Below are 21,606 nucleotides of genomic sequence, written 5' to 3' on the forward strand. Positions count from 1 at the left end.
TTACATATCTGATTCTGAGTTATTTATAGAGCAATAAATTCATACAATATAGTAGTAAATAAATCTATCAGTGCAAAATAATAATATAAGGAAATAAGTAATTTATGTCATATCAATACGTTTATGAAATGGTCGGTTTAAGCAAAATTATAAATGGTAAACGAATTTTAAAAGAAACAAATTTATCATTTTTACCAAGAGCTAAAATTGGTATAATAGGTCCAAATGGAGCAGGTAAATCGACTTTATTAAAAATAATAGCAGGTATTGATAAAGAGTTTGAAGGTAAAGCAACAGCTAAAATTGGTACAAAAATAGGATATTTACCTCAAGAACCATATCTTGACGCTAGTAAAAATGTTTTTGACATTATCATAGAAGGTCTTCATGAAAAGAAAAAACTTATTGATGAATTTAATGATATAAGTAACAAATTTGCTGCTGAAATTACTGATGAAGAAATGCAGAATCTTTATGATAAGCAGGCAGAATTGCAAGAAAAAATAGACAATTGTGATGGATGGAATCTAGAACGTGAAATAGAAATTGCAATGCTTGCTTTGCGTTGTCCGCCAAAAGAAGCGGATATTACAAAAATTTCCGGTGGAGAAAAAAGAAGAGTAGCCTTATGTAAGCTTCTTTTAGAAAAGCCTAATATGTTATTACTTGATGAACCGACAAATCATTTGGATGCAGAATCAGTTTCTTGGCTTGAGAATTGCCTGAGGAACTACAAAGGTACGGTAATAGTTATTACCCATGATCGTTATTTTTTAGATAATGTTACGGAATGGATATTAGAGATTGATCGAGGGAATTGTATCCCGTGGGAATCAAATTACAGCTCTTGGCTTGAGAAAAAACAAGCAAAATTAGCTTTAGAGGGTAAAGAGGAAGATGATAGAATAAAGCAACTAAACCGTGAACTTGAATGGATTCGTCAAACTCCAAAAGCTAGACAGTCAAAAAATAAAGCACGTATTACAGCGTATCAAGAATTATTAAATAAACAACAAGAACAAAAAAGCGATCCTACTCAAATAATTGTACCTAATGGGCCACGCTTAGGTGATCTTGTTATTGAAGCAGAACATATAGCTAAAAAATTTAACAATAAAATATTATTATCAGATTTTAGTTTTAAAGTTCCACGTGGAGCTATTGTAGGAATTATTGGACCAAATGGAGCGGGTAAGTCTACCTTGTTTAATATTATTACAGGTAAAATAACACTAGATAGCGGTTCTATTAAAATTGGTCAAACTGTGAAATTAGGTTATGTTGATCAATCACGGGATCATTTAGATAATAATAAAACTATATGGGAAGAAATTTCAGAAGGTTTAGATGAATTGCAGCTTGGTAATAGAATAGTTAAAAGTAGAGCCTATTGCGCTGCTTTTAATTTTAGAGGAGGTGATCAACAAAAGAAAGTTGGACAACTTTCTGGTGGAGAGCGTAATAGAGTACATTTAGCAAAGTTATTAAAAGAAGGTGCTAATGTAATACTTCTTGATGAGCCCTCAAATGATCTTGATTTAGATACTTTAAGAGCGTTAGAGGGTGCAATTTTAGATTTTGCTGGTTGTGTTTTAGTAATTAGTCATGATCGTTGGTTTTTAGATAGAATAGCTACACACATTATCGCTTATGATAAAGAAGGTGATGCTACTTGGTTTGAAGGGAATTATCAAGATTATCTTGACTATATGTTAAACGAGAAAGGCAAGAATATTTTAAATCCAAAATATAAACATAAAAAACTAATATAAATATGTCTTTAACGCAAATATTATTAATTTTGTTTGTAGGAGTGTTAGTAATAAAACCGCGTGATATTTTTATAATTATTAAAGAATTTAAAAAAATAAAAGGGTATTTAATTAATATTAAGTCGTCTATTATAAAAAATATAGACGAACCGTTAGAAACAGAGCAGGTAAATCTTTATTTAAAAAAAATTATTAACATAGAAGGTTATTATCATGGTGATTATGATTTAAAGACAATAAAAGAAAAATATTATACGTTAGTAATTAATAACGACTTAATAGAAAATGAATCAGCAACTGATATAACAGAGAAATATTAATCCGCGCCCCGCTTAATAATTAAATTTAAAAATTATGCAAAAAGTAGTAAAACTTAATAATATCAAAATAGGAAATGATTTGCCGTTTGTCCTAATTGCAGGACCTTGTCAGATTGAAGGACAAGACCACGCTTTATTTATGGCAGAAAGACTTACTAAATTAACTAACAAACTTGATATCCCGTTTATTTATAAATCTTCTTTTGATAAAGCTAATAGAACTTCTATAAGTGGGATTAGAGGTCTTGGTATAGAGGAAGGTTTAAAAGTTTTATCAAAAGTAAGAGTTGAATTTGATTGTCCAATTGTTACTGATGTTCATTCTGAGAGTCAATGTACTGAGGTAGCTAAAGTAGCAGATATTTTACAAATCCCGGCGTTTCTATGTAGACAAACCGACTTACTGCAAGCTGCAGCGAAAACCGGTAAAATAGTAAAAGTAAAAAAGGGGCAGTTTTTAGCTCCTTGGGATATGAAAAATGTACAAACAAAACTAGAAGCTTTTGGAGTGAAGGATATATTATTTACAGAGCGTGGTACATGTTTTGGTTATAATAATTTGGTATCTGATATGCGTAGTCTTGCAATAATGGCGGAGTTAAATATACCTGTAGTTTTTGATGCGACACATTCTGTTCAGCAACCGGGAGGGTTAGGAGGTAGTACTGGTGGAGAAAGAAAGTATGTAGAGCTACTTGCAAAGGCAGCAATGGCTGTAGGTATTGCCGGCATGTATATGGAAGTACATCAAGACCCTGATAACGCCCCAAGTGACGGCCCATGTATGATTAAACTAGATAATTTAGAGTCCATTCTTATCAAGCTAAAAAAATATGATAAAATTACAAAAGAAAAATAATCTCAAATTTTACCTTTCAAAACATATTAAATATCCGCCTATTAATTCAATTTAGAAATAGAACTTTTTATCCTCAGAATTTTACCGATTCGCCTTTAAATCCTTGTTGTAAATTTACTTATTCAGAAAAATTTTTTTTTAAGTAATGTTAATATTTATTTATTCAACTTATAGATCAAAAATGTTTTCATTTGTACTGTTAGCAACGGAAGTAAAATGATACAGCACAATGGATAAAAATTGATACAGTATTAAAGTAATATCTTCTGGGTAAGGAGGTAAAAAATAATGATAATACTGGAGCAAATAATGGAAATAAAAATATTAAATAAACAAGACACAAGCCTAAGAAGTATATCAAGAGAAGTAAGTGTTTCAGTAAATACAGTACGTAAATATTTAAAATATGATGGTAGCCCTAAATATAAGGATGGGAGGAAGTTGATAACAAAGCTAGCCCCGTATAAGGAGTACTTGAGCGAAAGAATAAAATCAGCCTATCCTATATCGCTACCCGGCACTGTATTGTTTCAAGAGATAAAGGAGATGGGTTACACGGGCAAGATGACCCAACTCAGAGATTATTTAAAAAGCATAAAGCCAGCAGCTAAGCAGGAGGATATGGTAAGATTCGAGACTGCATCCGGTAAACAGATGCAAGTTGATTGGATTGAATTTCGTAAAGGCAAGAACACTTTATCAGCTTTTGTAGCTACATTAGGATATAGTCGAGCAAGTTATGTGGAATTTGTTACTAATGAGAAGCTTGTAACGTTAATAGAATGCCATAAGCGTGCATTTGAATATTTTGGCGGAGTACCAAAAGAAGTGCTTTATGACAATATGAAAACAGTAATACTGGGTAGAGATACGTATGGTCTTGACATACATCTTTTTAATAAAGGAATGCTAGATTTTGCAAAACATTATGGTTTCCGCTTAAGAGTGTGTAGACCTTATCAAGCAAAAACCAAGAGCAAGGTTGAGCGATTTAATAGATATCTCAGAGAAAGCTTTTATAACCCATTAGTGACAAAATTAAAAACAGCAGAGCTAGTGTTGGATGTGGATACTGCAAATTCAGAGGTGCTAAAATGGCTGCGAGATATAGCGAATATGCGTGTGCATGGCACCACAGGTGAAATACCTGTAAAAAGATTAAAGTCTGAGAGGAGTACTCCTCAACCACTACCATTGGATTATAGCGGTAGTCATCCTGCGGTATTAGAGATTATGGAAGGTAAAGAAGAACGATTTTCTACAGTTTCTTTGCAGCATTCCCTATGCGTATACTAGATATATTGGAGGCATTATGAACCTGCAGCACCAACGTATAGCAGAGATGTGCCACTCATTAAATCTTGTTCAGGTAGCTGAAAATTATTTTGATATCGCACAGTCCTCTAGTAAAGAAGACTCAAGTTATACGGATTTCCTTGAGTCAATATTAAAAACAGAGTTGTTGGCGCGACAAAATAGGAGTAAATCAATACTCACAAGAATGACAGACTTTCCTGCTATAAAAACGCTGGATGATTTTGACTATGATTTTGCTACAGGAGTCAAACGCAAGGTTCTGGAAAATCTAAGTTCCCTATCTTTTGTAGAAAGACAAGAAAACATTATTTTGCTTGATCCTTCTGGAGTAGGAAAAACACATATAGCTATTGCCCTTGGTTATGCAGCTACGCAATGTGGAATCAAGACTAAATTTATAACAGCTGCGGATTTAATGCTCGTACTTAATGCAGGACTAAATCAGGGAAATCTAGGCGCTATACTTAAAAAAGTCATCCTTCCATACAAATTACTCATAGTAGACGAATTTGGGTATCTGCCATTAAAACAGGAACAAGCTAATCCATTATTTCAGGTTATAGCAAAGCGTTATGAGAAAGATAGTATAATTCTTACAAGTAATCTTCCATTTGGACAATGGCACAATAATCTTGCTCAGGATAGTGCTCCTACAGCTGCTATCTTAGATCGTCTGCTCCATCATTCCACGATACTCAATATTAAAGGGGATAGTTTCAGACTTAGAAATAAAAAGAAAGCTGGTCTTGTATCAATAGAGGTGATTAATAAACAGGAGGATAATCTTATGACTTAAATATCAAATGATTTCTTATTATACTGTATCAATTTTCAAACAGTATATATTAAAATTATGTATCATTTTTCGACCGCTGTTGACATATGTTGCCTTAGGTATTGATTTAGAAGGAAGAAAAGATATTTTAGGATTGTGGGCCAGTGAGAATGAAGGAGATAAATTTTGGCTTGGTAATTTTACTGAGATGAGAAATAGAGGTATGCAAGACATACTGATAGCATGTAGTGATAACCCTACTGGTATGTCTGAAGCTATAAGTGCTGTTTTTCCAAAGACGGAGCATCAATTATGTACTGTACATCAAATTAGAAATAGTTTACGATATGTATCATACAAGGACCGAAAAGAGCTAGCCGGTGATTTAAAACCTATTTATACAGCTAGCACAGAAAAAGAAGCACCTTCCACTTTAGAGGCTTTTGAATCTAAATGGAGTAAACAATATCCTCAAATTGCTAAATCTTGGTACGTTCATTGGGATAATTTAATGATTTTCTTAGAATACCCTGAAGAAATACGAAAAATAATTTACACAACTAATGCTGTGGAATCCGTTAATAGTCAACTCCGAAAAGTCACTAAAAATAAACGTGTTTTTCAAATGATAATGCTGTTTTTAAAAGCTTGTATTTAGCAATTGATTACATGACCAAGAAATGGTCCATGCCTATATCAAATTGGAATGCGGCTATGGCTCATTTTTTAATAAAATTTAAAGATATAATCTAGGCCTTTGAAAAAAAGTTTACACACTTAATTGGGAAGACCCATTTGAAACGGCATACTACTAATTTTTTAGTTCTCTATTGCCTATATTACGACACTTGGCAATAGATGCGACAGAGCTTTTTTAGCTACATATACCTCATATCACCATACTTGGCAAATATATGCGACAGAACCTAAGAAACTAGCATAGTTCTATTTAGCATGCGATGATTGGGATTTTGCTCTACTGATATTTAATCTTTCTACTGCTGTCAAATTAACAGCATTGGACTGTACACTTGTATTATGATGCATCTTATGCTCAAGAAAAACTTTGATGATGGATGCATTACCTGCTTCTGACGCTAAATGCAGAGGACTCTGCCCTTTGTTGTCACCAATGTTGGGATTAGCTCCATGCTCAAGTAACACTCTTACGACGCCCTCATGACCATTTAGTGATGCTCTATGTAAAGGATTCCGACCTTCTTTATTAATGATGTTGGGATTAGCTCCATGCTCAAGTAACACTCTTACGACGCCCTCATGACCTTTTAATGATGCTCTATGTAAAGGGCTCTGATTCTCATTATTAATTATGTTGGGATTAGCTCCATGCTCAAGTAACACTCTTACGACGCCCTCATGACCTTTTAATGATGCTCTATGTAAAGGAGCTACATTCTCTGTATCAACAATGTTAGGGTTAGCTCCAGCCTTAAGTAAAACCCTCACAACTTCTTCATGCGCTCTAGGTGCTGCCCAATTCAAAGGGGTTTTACCTTCTGCATCTACAATGTTAGGATCCGCACCTTCTGTAAGTAAAATCTGCGTGATGTTCACATCGCCCTTCTTTGCTGCCCAATGCAACGGGGTTTTACCATCTTCGTCAACAATATTAATATTAAGTCGCTCTACTACATAATCTTTTATAAATTTTGTAATTAAATTAACTCCAGCATTCTTTGCTGCTACAAATAACTTTTGTTCTCTCTCGTTCATAATAAAAACCTTAAATTTAATGCAATGCATGATACATATGATTCTGAGTAATGTCTAGTGGAATATTAGATGTTCATAATATAATGGGATGAAAAATTGCAAATAAACCTACCTGTTGCATGGGCCGTGCCCCCGTATTGCAGCTTAGCATGAATAGTCTATAATCCTCAAACAGTAATAAGAGAGAATTATAGTTAAGGAGTTATGACAAGAATATATGTTAAGTGTAGATCAAGAATAGATGTTAAGTGTAGATATTGTAACGACACAGAAAAAGTAGTAAAGGCGGGATATTCAATTTCAAAACAACAGAGATATCAATGCAAGCAGTGTAATCGATATTTTTAACTGTAATATATTAATAATGCCTCTAAGCCTGGAGTCAAGGCTCAGATAGTAGATATGTCAATCAATGGCTCTGGAGTTAGGGATACAGTAAGAGTATTAAAAGTGGGTATCAATACGGTTATCCGTGTTTTAAAAAAATCTAGCGTTAAAAAAGATAAATCATTCTATCAATACGATAGAAGTAATTATTGCTCCTGAAATAGATGAACAATGGTCTTATGTACAGAATAAATCCAAACAAAGATGGCTTTGATATTCTTTGGATAAGATTTTGTTAAAAGTAGTTGCTTATACTTTTGGTACAAGATGTGATAGCACATCAGAATCATTACTGAAAAAAACTGGAGGATTTTAAGGTTACTTTTTACTTTACAGATGGATAGGGAAGTTATGCTAGGTTATTAGATCCCAAAAAACACATTGTTAGTAAAAAATATACTCAACGGATAGAACGGGGTAACTTAAATCTTAGAACAAGATGCAAAAGACTGACACGTAAAACAATTTGTTTTTCCAAGTCATTGGATATTCATGATAAAGTCATCGGAACTCTTATTGAACGTATAGCCTTTTAATATCCACATCTGTAAAATGGAGGTGCGACCGCACTGGTATTTGCTGACTCTCATACCACGGCAGTACTCTATCATTAAGCATGTCAGTAGCGGTAAGAGCTGTTTTATCAGTATATAATTTAGCATCTGTAACCCTAGTATAGCTATCAATAAATACCTGAGAATATACCTTGTCTATACCTTTAAAATTACCTACATAATATGTGTCTTGGCATCCTAGATAATCTGGATGCTGTGTATCTATTTCTCCATGAGCTTCTTTCTCGCTACGCCGTTTCTCTAATACTTGTAACTGAGCTTCGGTAAGAACAATACCATCCTGAGCCATTTTTACTTCTAATGCTTTAAGTCTTTTATTGATATTATTTAAATCATTACGTAGCCAAATTGATCTAACCCCCCAGGTGATACAAGAATACCAGTCTTTTTAAGCTCATTTGATACTCGCATCTGACCATAAGCTGGGTATTCTACCGCCATATCTAATACTGCTCTCTCTACCGCAGGATCAACTCTATTTGCTATAATTGGCTTCTTCCGGCTAATCTCATATAACGCCTCTTCTCCTCCAGTTTCATATAGCTCTTTGAACATATAATAACTGTCCCTGCTGTATCCCATAGCTTTACACGCTGACGATATACTTCCAAGACTCCTAGCTAATCCCAGTAATCCTATTTTTGGCTTTATTATTTTTTGATTTAGATTCATTTCTAATCCTCTATTTAATACTTATCTTATTTTACTAAATGTAAGATTGAATCTCAGCTATTACACATTATTTTGTATTATATTCGTATTAATAGTACCGGCATTTTCTAACTTATCGATCATTTTTGTTAGTAAATCGTAAATATCTTCTTCCGAAGCCATAAGACTTACAAGTGCTGCACCTTGCTTTTCTCCTGCTTTAGGTAAATCTTTTATATCTAGCTGGTTATTCTCATTATTTGTTACTGAAACTTCTTGTTTCAGTTTCAGACTTTGCTTCTGTTCTTCATATTTCTTCCCGGCTTTTGCTTTATTTTCTTCATATAAATTTTCTTTATTATAGTACCGCTCATCCAGTCCTTTCTTAATTTTTATTGCTGCGTTATATTTTTCTGTTGCTTCACTGTATTTTTCTTGATGGCATAAATCATTACCCTCTGCATTTAAGCTTTCTGCCTTCCTTACGGCTATAGTTTTATTTCTTTGTAAATATTCATCAATTGTTTTTAATGTTGTTGCTCTTGCCAAGTTACTCCAAAGGTTAAGCTCCCTTAAAGAGTTATTAACTTTAAGTACTTCTGCGATTAACCTTGCTCCTTCATACCCTATTTTGTTATGAGAAAGAATAAGACTAGTTAAAGTGTTATTAGTTTTAAGCGCTTCAGTAATTAACTTTAATCCCTCAACTCCTATTCGGCTACCACCAAGATCAAGTATAATTAAAGAGTTATTATCTTTAAGTATTTCAGCGATTAATTTTGTCCCTTCAGTCCCTATTTTTTACCCCCAAGCCCAAGCGATGTAACACCATTTCTTAAAAAATCAGCTTACGTGTTAAATCTTTTTTTCTTAAAAACTCTATCAAATCCCCGAGCGATGTTTTTATTGTCGTTACTTCTTGTAGATTTCCCTTAAACATAATTATTTTCTTATTAAATTCTATAAATCTTAATATATTGTTAGAAGTGAGCTATAGACAGAATCATAATAAAGAGTTTTAAGAATGCAATAGAAATTTAATTAGAAGTATTAATAGATGAGTTGAGGTTGTTTTAAGAAGAATACAAAGTTAGTTTTTTTATAATATTTAAAATTCAGGATTTAAAAGAGATTTGATACAAAAATTAGAAATTTTGGAACATAAAAGGAGCGTATGAATTTTAAGAAATTTTTGAAAAGCCTTGAAAGCTTTATAGGAGCTGGTGCTACTAGGGGGAATTGAACCCCCGACCTCTTCATTACCAATGAAGTGCTCTACCCCTGAGCTATAGCAGCAAGATTGTTAGATATTTTTAAACGAAAATTAATAAGATTTTTGCGATAATAGTTATTCCTATTTCAAAAAAAATCTTATAATTTTTAGTTAAAAAGAGCAAAAATAGATTAATTTTATTTTCCCTCATACAGTCTAAAACTTTATTTCAAACTCTTTTTGCCACATATTTGTTATTAAATCAAGAAAAATTTTAAATTCGTTATATTGATTTACAAGAAAGTATTTATTAGACCTCTTGCATAATGTAATTAATAAAGAGGAATTATAAGGATACACGGAATGCAGCACCACAGCGTACACACTAGTACGTGAAGATGCGAGTACCGGACAACGTATAAATTACCCTTAGAAGCAAGTTATTTTAGGTCGCGCCCCCGTATTGCAGCTTAGCATGAATAGTCTATAATCCTCAAACAGTAATAAGAGAGAATTATAGTTAAGGAGTTATGGCAAGAATAGATGTTAAGTGTAGATCAAGAATAGATGTTAAGTGTAGATATTATAACGACACAGAAAAAGTAGTAAAGGCGGGATATTCAATTTCAAAACAACAGAGATATCAATGCAAGCAGTGTAATCGATATTTTTAACTGTAATATATTAATAATGCCTCTAAGCCTGGAGTCAAGGCTCAGATAGTAGATATGTCAATCAATGGCTCTGGAGTTAGGGATACAGTAAGAGTATTAAAAGTGGGTATCAATACGGTTATCCGTGTTTTAAAAAAATCTAGCGTTAAAAAAGATAAATCATTCTATCAATACGATAGAAGTAATTATTGCTCCTGAAATAGATGAACAATGGTCTTATGTACAGAATAAATCCAAACAAAGATGGCTTTGATATTCTTTGGATAAGATTTTGTTAAAAGTAGTTGCTTATACTTTTGGTACAAGATGTGATAGCACATCAGAATCATTACTGAAAAAAACTGGAGGATTTTAAGGTTACTTTTTACTTTACAGATGGATAGGGAAGTTATGCTAGGTTATTAGATCCCAAAAAACACATTGTTAGTAAAAAATATACTCAACGGATAGAACGGGGTAACTTAAATCTTAGAACAAGATGCAAAAGACTGACACGTAAAACAATTTGTTTTTCCAAGTCATTGGATATTCATGATAAAGTCATCGGAACTCTTATTGAACGTATAGCATTTAATACCCACATCTGCAAAATGGAGGTGCGACCGTTATGCAATAGGTCTATTCTTGATTTCCATTCGCTCCACTTACATGTACCTCATACGGAGGTACTACAGTACCTTTTTATCTAAACTTCTATTTTTGTAAAAAGCTAAGGCAATCAATGCAAAAATACAGCTTAATATGATGTAATAAACTGCCGAGGTTACATGACCTGTTCTTTGTACTAAATATTCAAAAACAAGAGGCGTAGTACCGCCAAAAATACTTGTAGCAGTGTTATATGAAATAGAAAGAGCGGTATTACGTATATTTGTAGGATAAAATTCTGCTTGCAATGCCGGTTCAGGACCGATATAGCTAGCGGCAAGTATAGCCAGTATAAATTGTGAGATAATTACGTACGTAAAGTCACCGTCCTCAAAATTATTAAGTAAAAACGGTGTCGTTACAATAATTATTATAAGATTAATTACAAAAATTTTCCTGCGACCTATAATATCGGATATATAACCGCTTAATAAAGTTACGACTATCATAATCACGTAACATACGCTAGCGAGGCTATTTACCTCATTTTCAGTAAAGTTGCGGCTGATTTTTAAAAACGATATCAAGTAAATTGTAGTTAGGTAAAATATTATCGAACCGGGAGCATTAATAAAAATCGAAATTAATATATCAAACCAATGATTGGTAATAACTTTTTCTAACGGTGACTGTAAAATCTTTTTCTGATCCCTTAAATTTTTAAAATTCGGTGTTTCTTGGGCATGTTTTTTAATATAAAATGCTGCAAAAAGAATAAAAAAACCAAGTAAAAAAGGTATTCTCCAGCCAAAATTATCAAACTGCTCGGCAGTTAAAATATTTTTGACGATATAAGAAACAAAAGAACCAAGAAGCAAACCGGAGCATATACTAGACATTGAGATACTACCGGTGAAGCCTCGGTGTTTAGGGCTAGTATGCTCAATAACAAAGGAAATAGAACCGGTCAAAGCCCCTCCCATCGATAATCCTTGCAGAATTCTAACCCCAATCATTAATATGGTAGCAGTGATACCGATAGTATGATAGGTCGGTAATATTCCGATTAATACGGTTGGAGCAGACATACAAAATAATGCGCTAGTTAAGGCTACTTTTCGTCCAAATCTATCGCCTATAACACCAAAAAATATCCCCCCCAAAGGTCTTGCTAAATAGCCTATAGCAAAAACTAAAAAAGCTTGCAGTAAAGAGGTATTAGCATCATCATTCGGGAAAAATTTAGCTCCTATTATTGGTGCAAAATAACTGAATAATACATAATCGTACCATTCAAAAGTATTGGCGATACCGCTTGAAAATACTAGTTTACTTCGATTCATGTTTTCTGCTCATGGTTTTTTTCTCGGAATATATTATAAACAAAGTTGCGGGAATTATTATTATTGCTCCGTGTAATGTACTTTTATCAGGAAATTCATTAAATATGAAATATGCAGCTATTGTCGAAATTACCAGCTCTAAATACCTATAAGGAGCAGTAGCCGTAGCATCTACCATGGAAAAAGCTTTAAGCAGGAAGAATAATATTAAGCTTCCACTACTACCGAGTATAAATAATAAAGCTAATTCAAAACTACTCGGAGTTAGCCAATACTGAGATGCTACGGGTAGCGATACTACGGAAGTTACTATTGCTGAATAAAATAACATGCTAATCATTGATTCTTTTACTACGAATTTTTTATTGATAATATCGAGCATAGCAAATGAAATAGCCGCTAATACAAAATACAAAATTTCAGGATTAAAATCCTCGGTATGCGGTTTAAGCGTGATAACAAGTCCCATAAATCCTACTATGGTTACTACCCATCTTTGCCAAATAATATTTTCATTCAGAAAAAATACGGCAAGTATTAAAGTAAATAAAGGTATAGAAAAACTTACTACTGTTGCAATAGTAACAGGAGCAATAGTAAGACCGTAAGTCCATGAAGTCATGCCGAAAAATAATAATAATCCTCTTAACATATGGACAAAAGGACGACTTGTTTTTAAGGTATTTTTACCGTAATAAGCAACAAAAGGTAATAAGACTATGCTACTGAAAAAAAAGCGAAAAAAAGCTACTTCAAAGCTATGTAAACGAGTTCCAAGATATTTAGACATCACATCATTGGCGCTACTACTTACTAAGCTAAGTAAAAACCAGCCTATACCGGTTAAATATGTTTTTAATGTATCATTCATTAATATATACTCTATATAATTTTACTAAGAAGTTATCTGGCATAGGTTATTTAAGTGATAATTACAGAATTTTTATAGCAAAAATTAATAAAATTTTTGCCGGAATAGTCGTTCCTATTTCAAAAAAAATCTTACAATTTGCAGCAAAAAAGAATTTAATTAGCTTTAAAATATTTTTACAGAAACCTCTTAAATATCTTGACTTTTAGCATGAAAGGCTTTTATCTTCTATAGATTAGAATAAAAAGTTTATATAATAATACAGTAATCAATTTTAAGCAAGTAAAGGTTATAATTTATGACAAGAATAATTAAAAAAATAGGGATAGCTCTGCTTGTATCATGTGTGAGCATTAGCAGTTTTGCTAAAAGAATGTATGATGATATAGATCCTGCTCCGGATTATGATAGTACACCATATTACGAAAACGAAGGAAGTTTGGTTTTCAAGGTACGTTTAGGAGGTGTTTTTTCGGACGCTAAACAAAAAGGGCTACCTACTCCTACAGCTCCTCAACCCGTTACAGTGGGATCAATTGCAAAAAACGGCTACGGCGGCGATGCCTCTACTACTATATTCTTTAATAATTACTTAGCTACTGAATTATCGCTTGGTTTTAATGCTTTACGCACTAAGTATACATCTCTTGCAAGTGTTGCCCATAATTATGGCATTGATAATGTCAAACTAGGAAAAAACAAGCCTATTTATATGATTCCTGCAACAATTACCGGACAGTTTCATATAGCTCCTTACGGGGGAATAAGACCGTATATAGGCGTAGGTTATCACGGTTCTTATATGCTCACGCAAGCTACCGGTCTTAAAATTAGAAACGGACACGGTGCAGTAGGACAAATAGGTATAGATTTTTATGCTAAAGATGATACTTTAGTCAATATTGACGTAAGACAATTTTTCTTAAATCCTAAACTTGAATATAAACCAAATTTAGTAGGTAATAAAACCGTGACCTCTAAAGTTAAACTTAATCCTTTAATAGTTTCCGTAGGTATAGGATTTAATTTTTAGAGAATATACGACTCTCCTTATGTCATTCCAGCGAAAGCGGGAATCCAGTAAAACATATAAAAACAAGTTTTTATATGTTTATTTTATCAAATATGTAATTTTGTATTACAGGTTGTTTTTGCTAGATCCCTGCTTTCGCGGAAATGACACAAGAAAACGGGAATAACATAAAAATAAGTAATCCACCCATGTCCTTACAGATTATCCAGTTATTATACTTAGTTGCAGCTGTTTGTTTTATCCTATCGTTAAAATTTTTATCATCGCAAAAACAAGCGCGTTTAGGTAGTACTATAGGTATTTTGGGGATGGTGATAGCGGTCGGTGTTACTTTTTTCCTGCCAGATTTTACTCATAAATCACCCATTATAATCACTATATTATTGGGCGGTGTAATCGGAGGGATTATCGCCCTTAAAATCTCCATGACGGCAATGCCTCAATTAGTTGCAGGATTTCACTCTTTTGTCGGTCTTGCTGCGGTATTTGTAGCTTACGCTACGATACTTGCTCCTGAAAATTTTTCTATAGGAATAACAGGCAGCTTACCGATTAATTCATTAATCGAAATATCAGTAGGCGTTTCTATAGGTGCTTTAACTTTTAGCGGTTCGGTTATAGCTTTTCTAAAACTACAAGGTTTAATTAAAAGTAGCCCGTTAAAATTCTGCGGTCAGCAATATATATGCTTATTAACGGCAATAATATTAGTTCTTCTGATAATATTATTTATTCGTTCAGAGAATATATTTTTATTTAATCTAATAGTTTTTTTATCGCTGTTAATAGGAGTATTACTAATAATACCAGTAGGCGGTGCAGATATGCCGGTTATAGTATCTATGTTAAATTCATATTCAGGTTTTGCGGCAGCCGGTATTGGCTTTACGCTTAGTAATACCCTACTTATCATTACCGGAGCCTTGGTCGGCAGTAGCGGGGCTATACTTAGCTATATAATGTGCAAGGCTATGAACCGCTCATTAATCAAGGTTATTTTTGGAGCATTTTTACCTACTCCTGTAGGAATTAACAAAGATCTAGATGACGATAAAGTAGCAAAAACAAGCTGTCCTGAAGATGCGGCGCATTTACTACTTAATGCATCATCGGTGATAATTGTTCCCGGTTACGGTATGGCAGTAGCCCAGTCTCAGCATATCATAAAAGAGATGGTTGATATATTAGAACGTTCAGATATTAATGTACGTTTTGCCGTACATCCAGTAGCAGGTAGAATGCCGGGACATATGAATGTTTTACTTGCAGAAGCTAATATAGATTATGAGAAAGTACTTGAGCTTGAAGAAATTAATAGAGATTTTGCTACTACTGACGTAGTACTTGTGATTGGGGCAAATGACGTAACTAATCCTGCTGCTAAAAATGATCCAAACAGCCCAATTTACGGCATGCCGGTACTCGATGTCGAAAAAGCACGTACGATTTTGTTTATTAAACGCTCTATGGCATCAGGATATGCAGGTATAGAAAATGAACTATTTTATCACTATAATACTTTTATGTTATTCGGTGATGCTAAGAAAGTAGTTGGGGAGATCGTTAAGTTTCTAAATGAAGATTGACTTAAATAACTCTATTTGTTATAACTTCTTAAATTAAGCCAAAAAACAATTATCATGAATTCGCAAAAAACATTACCGCTTCTGCCAAAAGCCACGGCTATGTGGTTGATTGAAAATACCTCTTTAACTTTTAAGCAAATTGCCGATTTTTGTGGTATTCATGAATTTGAAATAAAAGGTATGGCTGACGGTGAAGTAGCGCAATCTATAAAAGGTTTAAATCCAATTGCAAACGGTCAATTAACTTTAGAGGAAATTGAACGTTGCAGTAAGGATCCTAATACTAGTTTGCAAATTTCATATAGCCCTGCTGATGAATTGATGAAAAATCAGAAAAAACAGCGTGCTAAATACACTCCTATAGCAAGACGTCAAGATAAACCGGATGCTATATATTGGTTATTGTCTAATTATCCAAATATCCAGGATCATCAAATAATTAAATTAATAGGTACTACTAAAACTACTATCGATGCTATCAGAACCCGTAGCCATTGGAATATGAATTCTATTCGTCCTCGTGATCCCGTATTACTTGGAATCTGTAGTCAAATAGACTTGAATAAAATAGTAGAAAGCCTCAAGCCTCCACAAAAACATACAAAAGAATCATAAAATTATACTAACTTCTATTAGCTCACTTCTAGGTCTTGTCGCATGGCTCAAAAAACTCATTCTATGTCAGGTCACGCACGGCATTGTTGCGTAGATATCTTAATTGTCATTGCGAGAAGCGAAGAGCGTTGTTGCATGGATCGTTTTATGTCATTCCTGCGAAAGAAGGAATTCACAAAAAAGTATAAATATAACAAGTTTTTAAAACTAAAAGCTTGATTTATCTCGCTTTATAGTGGATTCCTGCTTTCGCAGGAATGACATCGAGTAGATTTTTCGATCCACGAAACAATGCCTTCCTCGCAAGCGGAATTTTTTTTATGGATTAATATACTGCATAACCTATTGTTATAAAGAGGAATTTGAGAGATACGCGTAGCCTCAACCCACGGCGTACATACTAGTTACGTGAGGATTTGAGTACCGAATTGAAAATTACCTTTAGAAATAGATTATGCAGTCTATTGTCTAATAAGTCGTTTATCGCTAGGTAAAGTGTAATTTTGATCTAGAGAGCGATAGGGGCAAATATCAATCCCACCACGCCTAGTATATACTATATAAATAGAAAGGAATTCGGGATTTATAGCATTTTTAATGTCTGTAAAAATACGCTCGGCACACTGTTCTGCAAATTCATTAAAATTTCTAAAAGATATTAGATATTTCAAGAAAGAATCATGTTTTAACTTCTTTCCTTTATATTTTATAACGATTGTACCCCAATCCGGTTGACCGGTTACTAAGCAATTAGATTTTAGTAAATTAGAATTAATCCCTTCTTCTACCAAAATATTCTCATACTCAATTAAACTATTATCTGGTGGACCGTAATTATTGCATTCTATATCTAAATCATCAATATTTTTACCGCTTGGAACACTAAACTCTATTTTTGTATTTATTGGTAATATTTTGCCTAATATTTTAGATTGTAGGGCACTACTTAAATCTTGTAAAATTATTCTTCCCAATTCTTCCATAGAATCAACTACAAAATTATTGAAAGAATTCAAGTATAATTTAAGAGATTTTGATTCTACAATATTGGGAGAAGTTGCAGGTATATAAAAAGTGCCTACCCCAACACATGGCTTGCCTTTATTATTAAGCCAAGACAATTCATATGCATTCCAAATATCTACACCGTAAAATGGTAGATTATTACCGTTTATTCCGAGTTCGTTTCGATTATTTATACGTGGAATTTTAAATAACAAAGTTGCATCATAACTATCTCTATAAGTACTTTTTTTACCAAGTAAAGAAGTAGATAAAGGCATTATTTATGCTCCTTGCGCTAAATTTCTTTTTGTTGTAATTCATCATATTCTTTTAGCATATAACCACGCCCCCATACCGTATCGATATAATCTCTACCACCGGCAGCATCGCTTAATTTTTTACGAAGCTTACAGATAAATACGTCAATAATTTTCATTTCCGGTTCGTCGACACTGCTATATAAGTGATTTAAGAACATTTCTTTAGTTAAGATAGTTCCTCTTCGAAGTATTAATAACTCTAAAATAGCATATTCTTTGTTTGTCAAATGTACTTTTTTGCTGTCGACTTCTACCGTTCTAGTATCTAGGTTTACGCTAACCTTATCAAATTTAAATACTGATGCTGCATGCCCTTTAGAGCGTCTAACTATAGCTTTAACTCTAGCAATTAATTCCTCTCTTACAAACGGCTTGGTTAGATAATCATCTGCTCCGGAAGAGAACCTAGTAATTTTTTGATCCGTATCTGTTAAGTTAGATAAAATTAAGATTGGAGTTTTTATTTTGGCAGCACGCAATCTTAGTAATATCTCAAAACCATTAATATCAGGTAACATAAGATCTAAAATCACTAAATCATAACCACCAACCTTTCCAAGTCTTAAACCTTCTACACCAACTGAAGCTTTATCGCAAACTATTCCCTCTGAAGCTAAAGTCAACTCAATTAAGTTAGCCATTTCCGGCTCATCTTCAATTAACAAAACTCTCATTATTTTTCTCCATAAAATTCATTTTTTATATTGCGATATAATTTAATTACAGTTAATTATTGTTAACTAAATTATAATTTTTTATCTAGTGCTTTATACATTCATTAATCACATAAGTAAAGAATATTTAATCAAATTGATAAAATTTTTACTATTAAGCTCTATCTGTGATTTAAAAACCATGGCGTTTAAAACGAAATTTATTAAATAATTTAAATGATTTTCTTAGTTTTGATGCTCCGACATTTTCTTATGATATAAGGCGCCAAAATCTATAGGATCAATCATTAAAGGTTGGAATCCTGCATCTTGAGTACAACTAGCTATAATTTTTCTAGCAAACGGAAATATCATTGCCGGACAATGAACGGATAATAAAATCGGATGTTGTTCAGTATCAATATTAATTAAATTAAATACCCCGGCATATTTTAATTCTATCTGAAATAATTTATATTTTTCATTTCTCGCAACTGCTTCAATATTTAACTCTACTTCATAGAAATTTTCTTCCGATAAATTAGTAATATTTATATCTAGAGATAAATCAATTTGAGGACGTTGATCCAAAGCTGCAAGAGAAGATGGGGCAGAAGGGTTCTCAAGAGATAAATCTTTTACATATTGTGCATTAACGGAAATATGAGGTATTGCCTCATTAGTATCGGTGTTTATTGTACTCATAAAAATCCTTACTAAAAATTTAATATTTATAATTACTTACTTGGTAAGCAAGAATTAATAAACTTTTTGCATAAAAAAGTTATGTTAACGGCAAAGTTACGCCTACTTGTTTCATATATTTTCCTTGTCGATCGGCATACGAAGTATCACAAACTTGATCACTTCTTAAAAATAAAAACTGACAAGCTCCTTCATTTGCATATATTTTAGCAGGTAATGGTGTAGTATTAGAAAATTCTAAAGTTACATGTCCTTCCCACTCCGGTTCTAACGGCGTCACATTTACTATTATACCGCATCTTGCATAAGTAGATTTGCCAACACAAATAACTAATACATCACGCGGTATTTTAAAATATTCTATAGTTCTGCCGAGGGCAAAACTATTAGGTGGAATAATACACACATCTACTTCTCTATCAACTAAATTATATTCGCTGAAATTTTTTGGATCAACCGTAGTAGAATTAATATTGGTAAATATTTTAAATTCATTAGATACTCTAGCATCATAGCCGTAAGAAGATAAGCCGTAAGAAATAATCTTTTCTTCATTATGAACTCTTACCTGCTTTTCCGCAAAGGGCTTAATCATACTTTGATTTATAGCAGCTTCCTTTATCCACTTATCTGACATTATAGCCATAATCAAAACTTAATTTACTTAATAAACTAATGATTATAACTCATAATTATTTACAATACAAAATTTTTCTTTAAAACTATAAGTCCAAGACTACTCGAATAATGATAGTGATAATAATACAACGTTATCTATTTAAAATTAAATTATTACCAATTAAATTAGTTTTTTTATTGTCAATTCTGAAAAGTATTATTATATTTTAGCGTAGTTAGATTTATATTTATTATACTAAAAATTTATTTTGTATAGTAAATTTTATTATTTAAGTTTATTAAGGGTTTTATAAAGTGAAAAATTTATTATTAGCTGCAAGTATTATTTGCTTTGCATCGGTTGGTCTTGCCGAAGAAAATCAAACTCCCGTTATTTCTAATTCTGGTACTGAAATAAAATTAGAGGGATTTTATTTATTTGAAAGTGGTTATATAAAACAAGATCATTTAATTTTATTTGATAAAAATGTAACCGATAACAGGAAAAAGCTAGGGTTTTACACGGAGGCAGCGTTTGCGGCAACTATTACTAGAACTATCAATGATGTAATAGCAGGTGCTAAAATAGTGCTTCAGCCTACTACAAGAGCAAAAACCTCTACAAGTTATAATGGATCACATATCTTTATTGAAACTAGTTACGGCAAAGTAGAACTCGGCTCTCCTGCCGACGCAAGCGCTAAATTGCGTATTACCGGTACTCAAGTAACCGCAGGTACTGGAGGATGGTATAGATATGCTCTACTTGACGGTCAGTATATGAGATATAACGGCTTAAAACCGGATTTTGATACCAGCGCTAGCTTTTATCTTGAGTCATACTCTAATTCTTTTGAGCAAATCAATGATAAAGCTGAGAGAGCTAGAAGATTGAATTTTTTTACACCTAAAATGAAAGGCTTCCAAGCCGGTGTATCTTATACTCCCGATACTGCTAATACAGGCGGTAATAGAGATGTAAATAATTTAACGCTTGAGAGCTCAGGAAGAAACGGGATTAGTGTTTCTAGAACCGGAATAAAGACGGTTAAATTGGAGAATAACGAAACTATGACTATAAACCAGAATATTCGAGATGCTTTTTCTGCCGGCTTAACTTATGAACATGAAATTAGCGAAGATGCAGACTTAAAATTGTCTGTTACCGGAGAATACGGTAAACCTGCTCGTCGTCTTATTCATGCTAAAACTGACGGGACTACAATCCAAGTACTTAATGCTTATAAGCTTTCTAATTTAAAAGCATATAATCTTGGAGCCGTATTTACTTATGGTAATTTCTCTTGTGGAGCTTCTTACGGTAATTTAGGTAAAAGCTTAACTGCTAAAGAATATTATAAAGTTGGTCGTGATACCTATTATTACAATGGAGCAGTTGCTTATGGACAAGGACCTATAAAAACAAGTCTTGAATATCTGAAAACTTCAAGATATAAAAACACCGTTGATGCTGTAAGTCTTGCTACTGAATATAAGATCATGCCGGGCTTATTACCATATGCTGAAATTTCTCATTTCCAAGCTAAAGGCAAACCTGTATATTATCCTGAAGCACCTAGTAAAACAACACGAGGTACTGTTGGTCTTATAGGTACAAAACTTAAGTTTTAATTGTTTACAAATTGACATCATTTTATAACTGATTAGCACTATTGTAAGAGTTAATAAAATTAATGCTCTTCATGAGAATAAAAGAATTCAATCACTATTATAATCAAGGCTTAGAGCAATCTTATGCCTTGATTATTCTACCTTTTTAATCGAACTATCAATAAACTTTATACAATCCTTGTTTACCCTTTTGTTTAACCTCTGAACCATTCTATAGTCTGAGTTTTCTAATTCCCGTCAAATTATTACCTAACTCCGTACTTTATTTACTTAAATAGCATATTTCAGAAAGCTAACCAGGATGAATTTAAAGTTGAGCTCACACAGCGTAAATATACATAAGTACTAGTGAACCATGAA

21 protein-coding genes, 1 tRNA gene and 5 pseudogenes are annotated in these 21,606 nt (G+C 32.9%); 16 read left to right on the forward strand and 11 right to left on the reverse strand.

Features of this window, described 5'->3' with window-relative positions:
• The first annotated feature begins 104 nt into the window (after positions 1–104).
• From ettA to AAGD46_RS00210, 6 genes are all read left to right on the forward strand, one after another.
• Entirely contained in the window at positions 105–1,772 is a 1,668-nt protein-coding gene (ettA, locus tag AAGD46_RS00185; RefSeq protein ID WP_341787305.1) for an energy-dependent translational throttle protein EttA, read from the forward strand.
• 2 nt (positions 1,773–1,774) lie between these two features.
• A complete protein-coding gene (locus AAGD46_RS00190; protein ID WP_341787306.1) occupies positions 1,775–2,092 on the forward strand; it encodes a DUF2672 domain-containing protein in 318 nt (105 codons plus the stop codon).
• Positions 2,093–2,126: 34 nt separating this feature from the next.
• Positions 2,127–2,951, forward strand: a complete 825-nt coding sequence (gene kdsA, locus AAGD46_RS00195; protein WP_341787307.1) for a 3-deoxy-8-phosphooctulonate synthase — start codon at positions 2,127–2,129, stop codon at positions 2,949–2,951.
• Positions 2,952–3,260: 309 nt separating this feature from the next.
• Positions 3,261–4,247 (forward strand): IS21 family transposase, encoded by a 987-nt coding sequence (gene istA, locus AAGD46_RS00200; protein ID WP_341787866.1) that lies wholly within the window; start codon positions 3,261–3,263, stop codon positions 4,245–4,247.
• A 16-nt stretch (positions 4,248–4,263) separates the two neighbouring features.
• On the forward strand, positions 4,264–5,064 hold the full coding sequence (istB, locus tag AAGD46_RS00205) for an IS21-like element helper ATPase IstB (protein ID WP_341787268.1): 801 nt from the start codon (positions 4,264–4,266) through the stop codon (positions 5,062–5,064).
• 7 nt (positions 5,065–5,071) lie between these two features.
• The gene (locus AAGD46_RS00210; RefSeq protein ID WP_341787308.1) at positions 5,072–5,701 is read left to right on the forward strand and encodes an IS256 family transposase; all 630 of its coding nucleotides are present in this window, start codon (positions 5,072–5,074) and stop codon (positions 5,699–5,701) included.
• A 287-nt stretch (positions 5,702–5,988) separates the two neighbouring features.
• Here AAGD46_RS00210 and AAGD46_RS00215 read toward each other — a convergent pair whose 3' ends face one another.
• Positions 5,989–6,777 (reverse strand): ankyrin repeat domain-containing protein, encoded by a 789-nt coding sequence (locus AAGD46_RS00215; RefSeq protein WP_341787309.1) that lies wholly within the window; start codon positions 6,775–6,777, stop codon positions 5,989–5,991.
• 204 nt (positions 6,778–6,981) lie between these two features.
• Here AAGD46_RS00215 and AAGD46_RS00220 point away from each other — a divergent pair.
• Positions 6,982–7,700: pseudogene (locus tag AAGD46_RS00220) on the forward strand (IS1 family transposase).
• 31 nt (positions 7,701–7,731) lie between these two features.
• Here the strand turns inward: AAGD46_RS00220 and AAGD46_RS00225 are convergent.
• The 4 genes and pseudogenes from AAGD46_RS00225 to AAGD46_RS00235 all read right to left on the reverse strand — a co-directional run.
• Positions 7,732–8,411 (reverse strand): annotated as a pseudogene (locus tag AAGD46_RS00225) (helix-turn-helix domain-containing protein); the annotation flags it as partial.
• Between the two features lie 60 nt (positions 8,412–8,471).
• Entirely contained in the window at positions 8,472–8,939 is a 468-nt protein-coding gene (locus tag AAGD46_RS00230) for a hypothetical protein (protein WP_341787310.1), read from the reverse strand.
• Between the two features lie 84 nt (positions 8,940–9,023).
• A pseudogene (locus AAGD46_RS08385) lies at positions 9,024–9,188 on the reverse strand (hypothetical protein); the annotation flags it as partial.
• A gap of 423 nt (positions 9,189–9,611) precedes the next feature.
• A tRNA-Thr gene (locus AAGD46_RS00235) sits at positions 9,612–9,686 on the reverse strand.
• Positions 9,687–9,928: 242 nt separating this feature from the next.
• Between AAGD46_RS00235 and AAGD46_RS00240 the strand changes: the two are divergent.
• The 4 genes and pseudogenes from AAGD46_RS00240 to AAGD46_RS08400 all read left to right on the forward strand — a co-directional run.
• Positions 9,929–10,047 (forward strand): annotated as a pseudogene (locus AAGD46_RS00240) (palindromic element RPE1 domain-containing protein); the annotation flags it as partial.
• A gap of 284 nt (positions 10,048–10,331) precedes the next feature.
• Positions 10,332–10,475, forward strand: coding sequence for an IS1-like element transposase (locus tag AAGD46_RS08390; protein ID WP_341786690.1), 144 nt, complete (start codon positions 10,332–10,334; stop codon positions 10,473–10,475).
• A gap of 1 nt (position 10,476) precedes the next feature.
• Positions 10,477–10,530 (forward strand): hypothetical protein, encoded by a 54-nt coding sequence (locus tag AAGD46_RS08395; RefSeq protein ID WP_410525952.1) that lies wholly within the window; start codon positions 10,477–10,479, stop codon positions 10,528–10,530.
• 166 nt (positions 10,531–10,696) lie between these two features.
• Positions 10,697–10,966, forward strand: coding sequence for an IS1 family transposase (locus tag AAGD46_RS08400; RefSeq protein WP_410526001.1), 270 nt, complete (start codon positions 10,697–10,699; stop codon positions 10,964–10,966).
• Here the strand turns inward: AAGD46_RS08400 and AAGD46_RS00250 are convergent.
• Together AAGD46_RS00250 and AAGD46_RS00255 are read right to left on the reverse strand one after the other, a co-directional pair.
• Positions 10,946–12,208 carry an MFS transporter gene (locus tag AAGD46_RS00250; RefSeq protein ID WP_341787311.1) on the reverse strand — a complete coding sequence of 421 codons (1,263 nt, stop codon included), beginning with the start codon at positions 12,206–12,208 and terminating at the stop codon, positions 10,946–10,948. The genes AAGD46_RS08400 and AAGD46_RS00250 overlap by 21 nt on opposite strands.
• Complete coding sequence (locus tag AAGD46_RS00255) at positions 12,195–13,079, reverse strand: DMT family transporter (RefSeq protein ID WP_341787312.1); 885 nt, start codon at positions 13,077–13,079, stop codon at positions 12,195–12,197. Before AAGD46_RS00255 ends, AAGD46_RS00250 begins: the two co-directional genes overlap by 14 nt.
• Here AAGD46_RS00255 and AAGD46_RS00260 point away from each other — a divergent pair.
• The 4 genes from AAGD46_RS00260 to AAGD46_RS00275 all read left to right on the forward strand — a co-directional run bounded on the left by AAGD46_RS00260 (position 13,067) and on the right by AAGD46_RS00275 (position 16,313).
• Positions 13,067–13,288: a hypothetical protein gene (locus tag AAGD46_RS00260; protein WP_341787313.1), complete on the forward strand. Its 222-nt coding sequence runs from the start codon at positions 13,067–13,069 to the stop codon at positions 13,286–13,288. The genes AAGD46_RS00255 and AAGD46_RS00260 overlap by 13 nt on opposite strands.
• A gap of 89 nt (positions 13,289–13,377) precedes the next feature.
• Positions 13,378–14,112 (forward strand): OmpW family outer membrane protein, encoded by a 735-nt coding sequence (locus AAGD46_RS00265; RefSeq protein WP_341787314.1) that lies wholly within the window; start codon positions 13,378–13,380, stop codon positions 14,110–14,112.
• 188 nt (positions 14,113–14,300) lie between these two features.
• Positions 14,301–15,698: an NAD(P)(+) transhydrogenase (Re/Si-specific) subunit beta gene (locus AAGD46_RS00270; RefSeq protein ID WP_341787957.1), complete on the forward strand. Its 1,398-nt coding sequence runs from the start codon at positions 14,301–14,303 to the stop codon at positions 15,696–15,698.
• A gap of 54 nt (positions 15,699–15,752) precedes the next feature.
• Positions 15,753–16,313, forward strand: coding sequence for a cell cycle transcriptional regulator TrcR (locus AAGD46_RS00275; RefSeq protein ID WP_341787315.1), 561 nt, complete (start codon positions 15,753–15,755; stop codon positions 16,311–16,313).
• Between the two features lie 461 nt (positions 16,314–16,774).
• Here the strand turns inward: AAGD46_RS00275 and queF are convergent, their stop codons facing one another.
• The 4 genes and pseudogenes from queF to dcd form a co-directional block, all read right to left on the reverse strand.
• Positions 16,775–17,596, reverse strand: a complete 822-nt coding sequence (gene queF / locus AAGD46_RS00280) for an NADPH-dependent 7-cyano-7-deazaguanine reductase QueF (protein ID WP_341787316.1) — start codon at positions 17,594–17,596, stop codon at positions 16,775–16,777.
• A 3-nt stretch (positions 17,597–17,599) separates the two neighbouring features.
• Positions 17,600–18,312: pseudogene (gene ctrA / locus AAGD46_RS00285) on the reverse strand (response regulator transcription factor CtrA).
• A 225-nt stretch (positions 18,313–18,537) separates the two neighbouring features.
• The gene (secB, locus tag AAGD46_RS00290; RefSeq protein WP_341787318.1) at positions 18,538–18,996 is read right to left on the reverse strand and encodes a protein-export chaperone SecB; all 459 of its coding nucleotides are present in this window, start codon (positions 18,994–18,996) and stop codon (positions 18,538–18,540) included.
• Positions 18,997–19,075: 79 nt separating this feature from the next.
• A complete protein-coding gene (dcd, locus tag AAGD46_RS00295) occupies positions 19,076–19,642 on the reverse strand; it encodes a dCTP deaminase (RefSeq protein ID WP_341787319.1) in 567 nt (188 codons plus the stop codon).
• 287 nt (positions 19,643–19,929) lie between these two features.
• Between dcd and AAGD46_RS00300 the strand changes: the two genes are divergently transcribed.
• Entirely contained in the window at positions 19,930–21,246 is a 1,317-nt protein-coding gene (locus AAGD46_RS00300; RefSeq protein ID WP_341787320.1) for a porin, read from the forward strand.
• The last annotated feature ends 360 nt before the right edge of the window (positions 21,247–21,606 follow it).

Source organism: Rickettsia endosymbiont of Cantharis rufa (genome assembly GCF_964026445.1).
GTDB lineage: Bacteria > Pseudomonadota > Alphaproteobacteria > Rickettsiales > Rickettsiaceae > Rickettsia.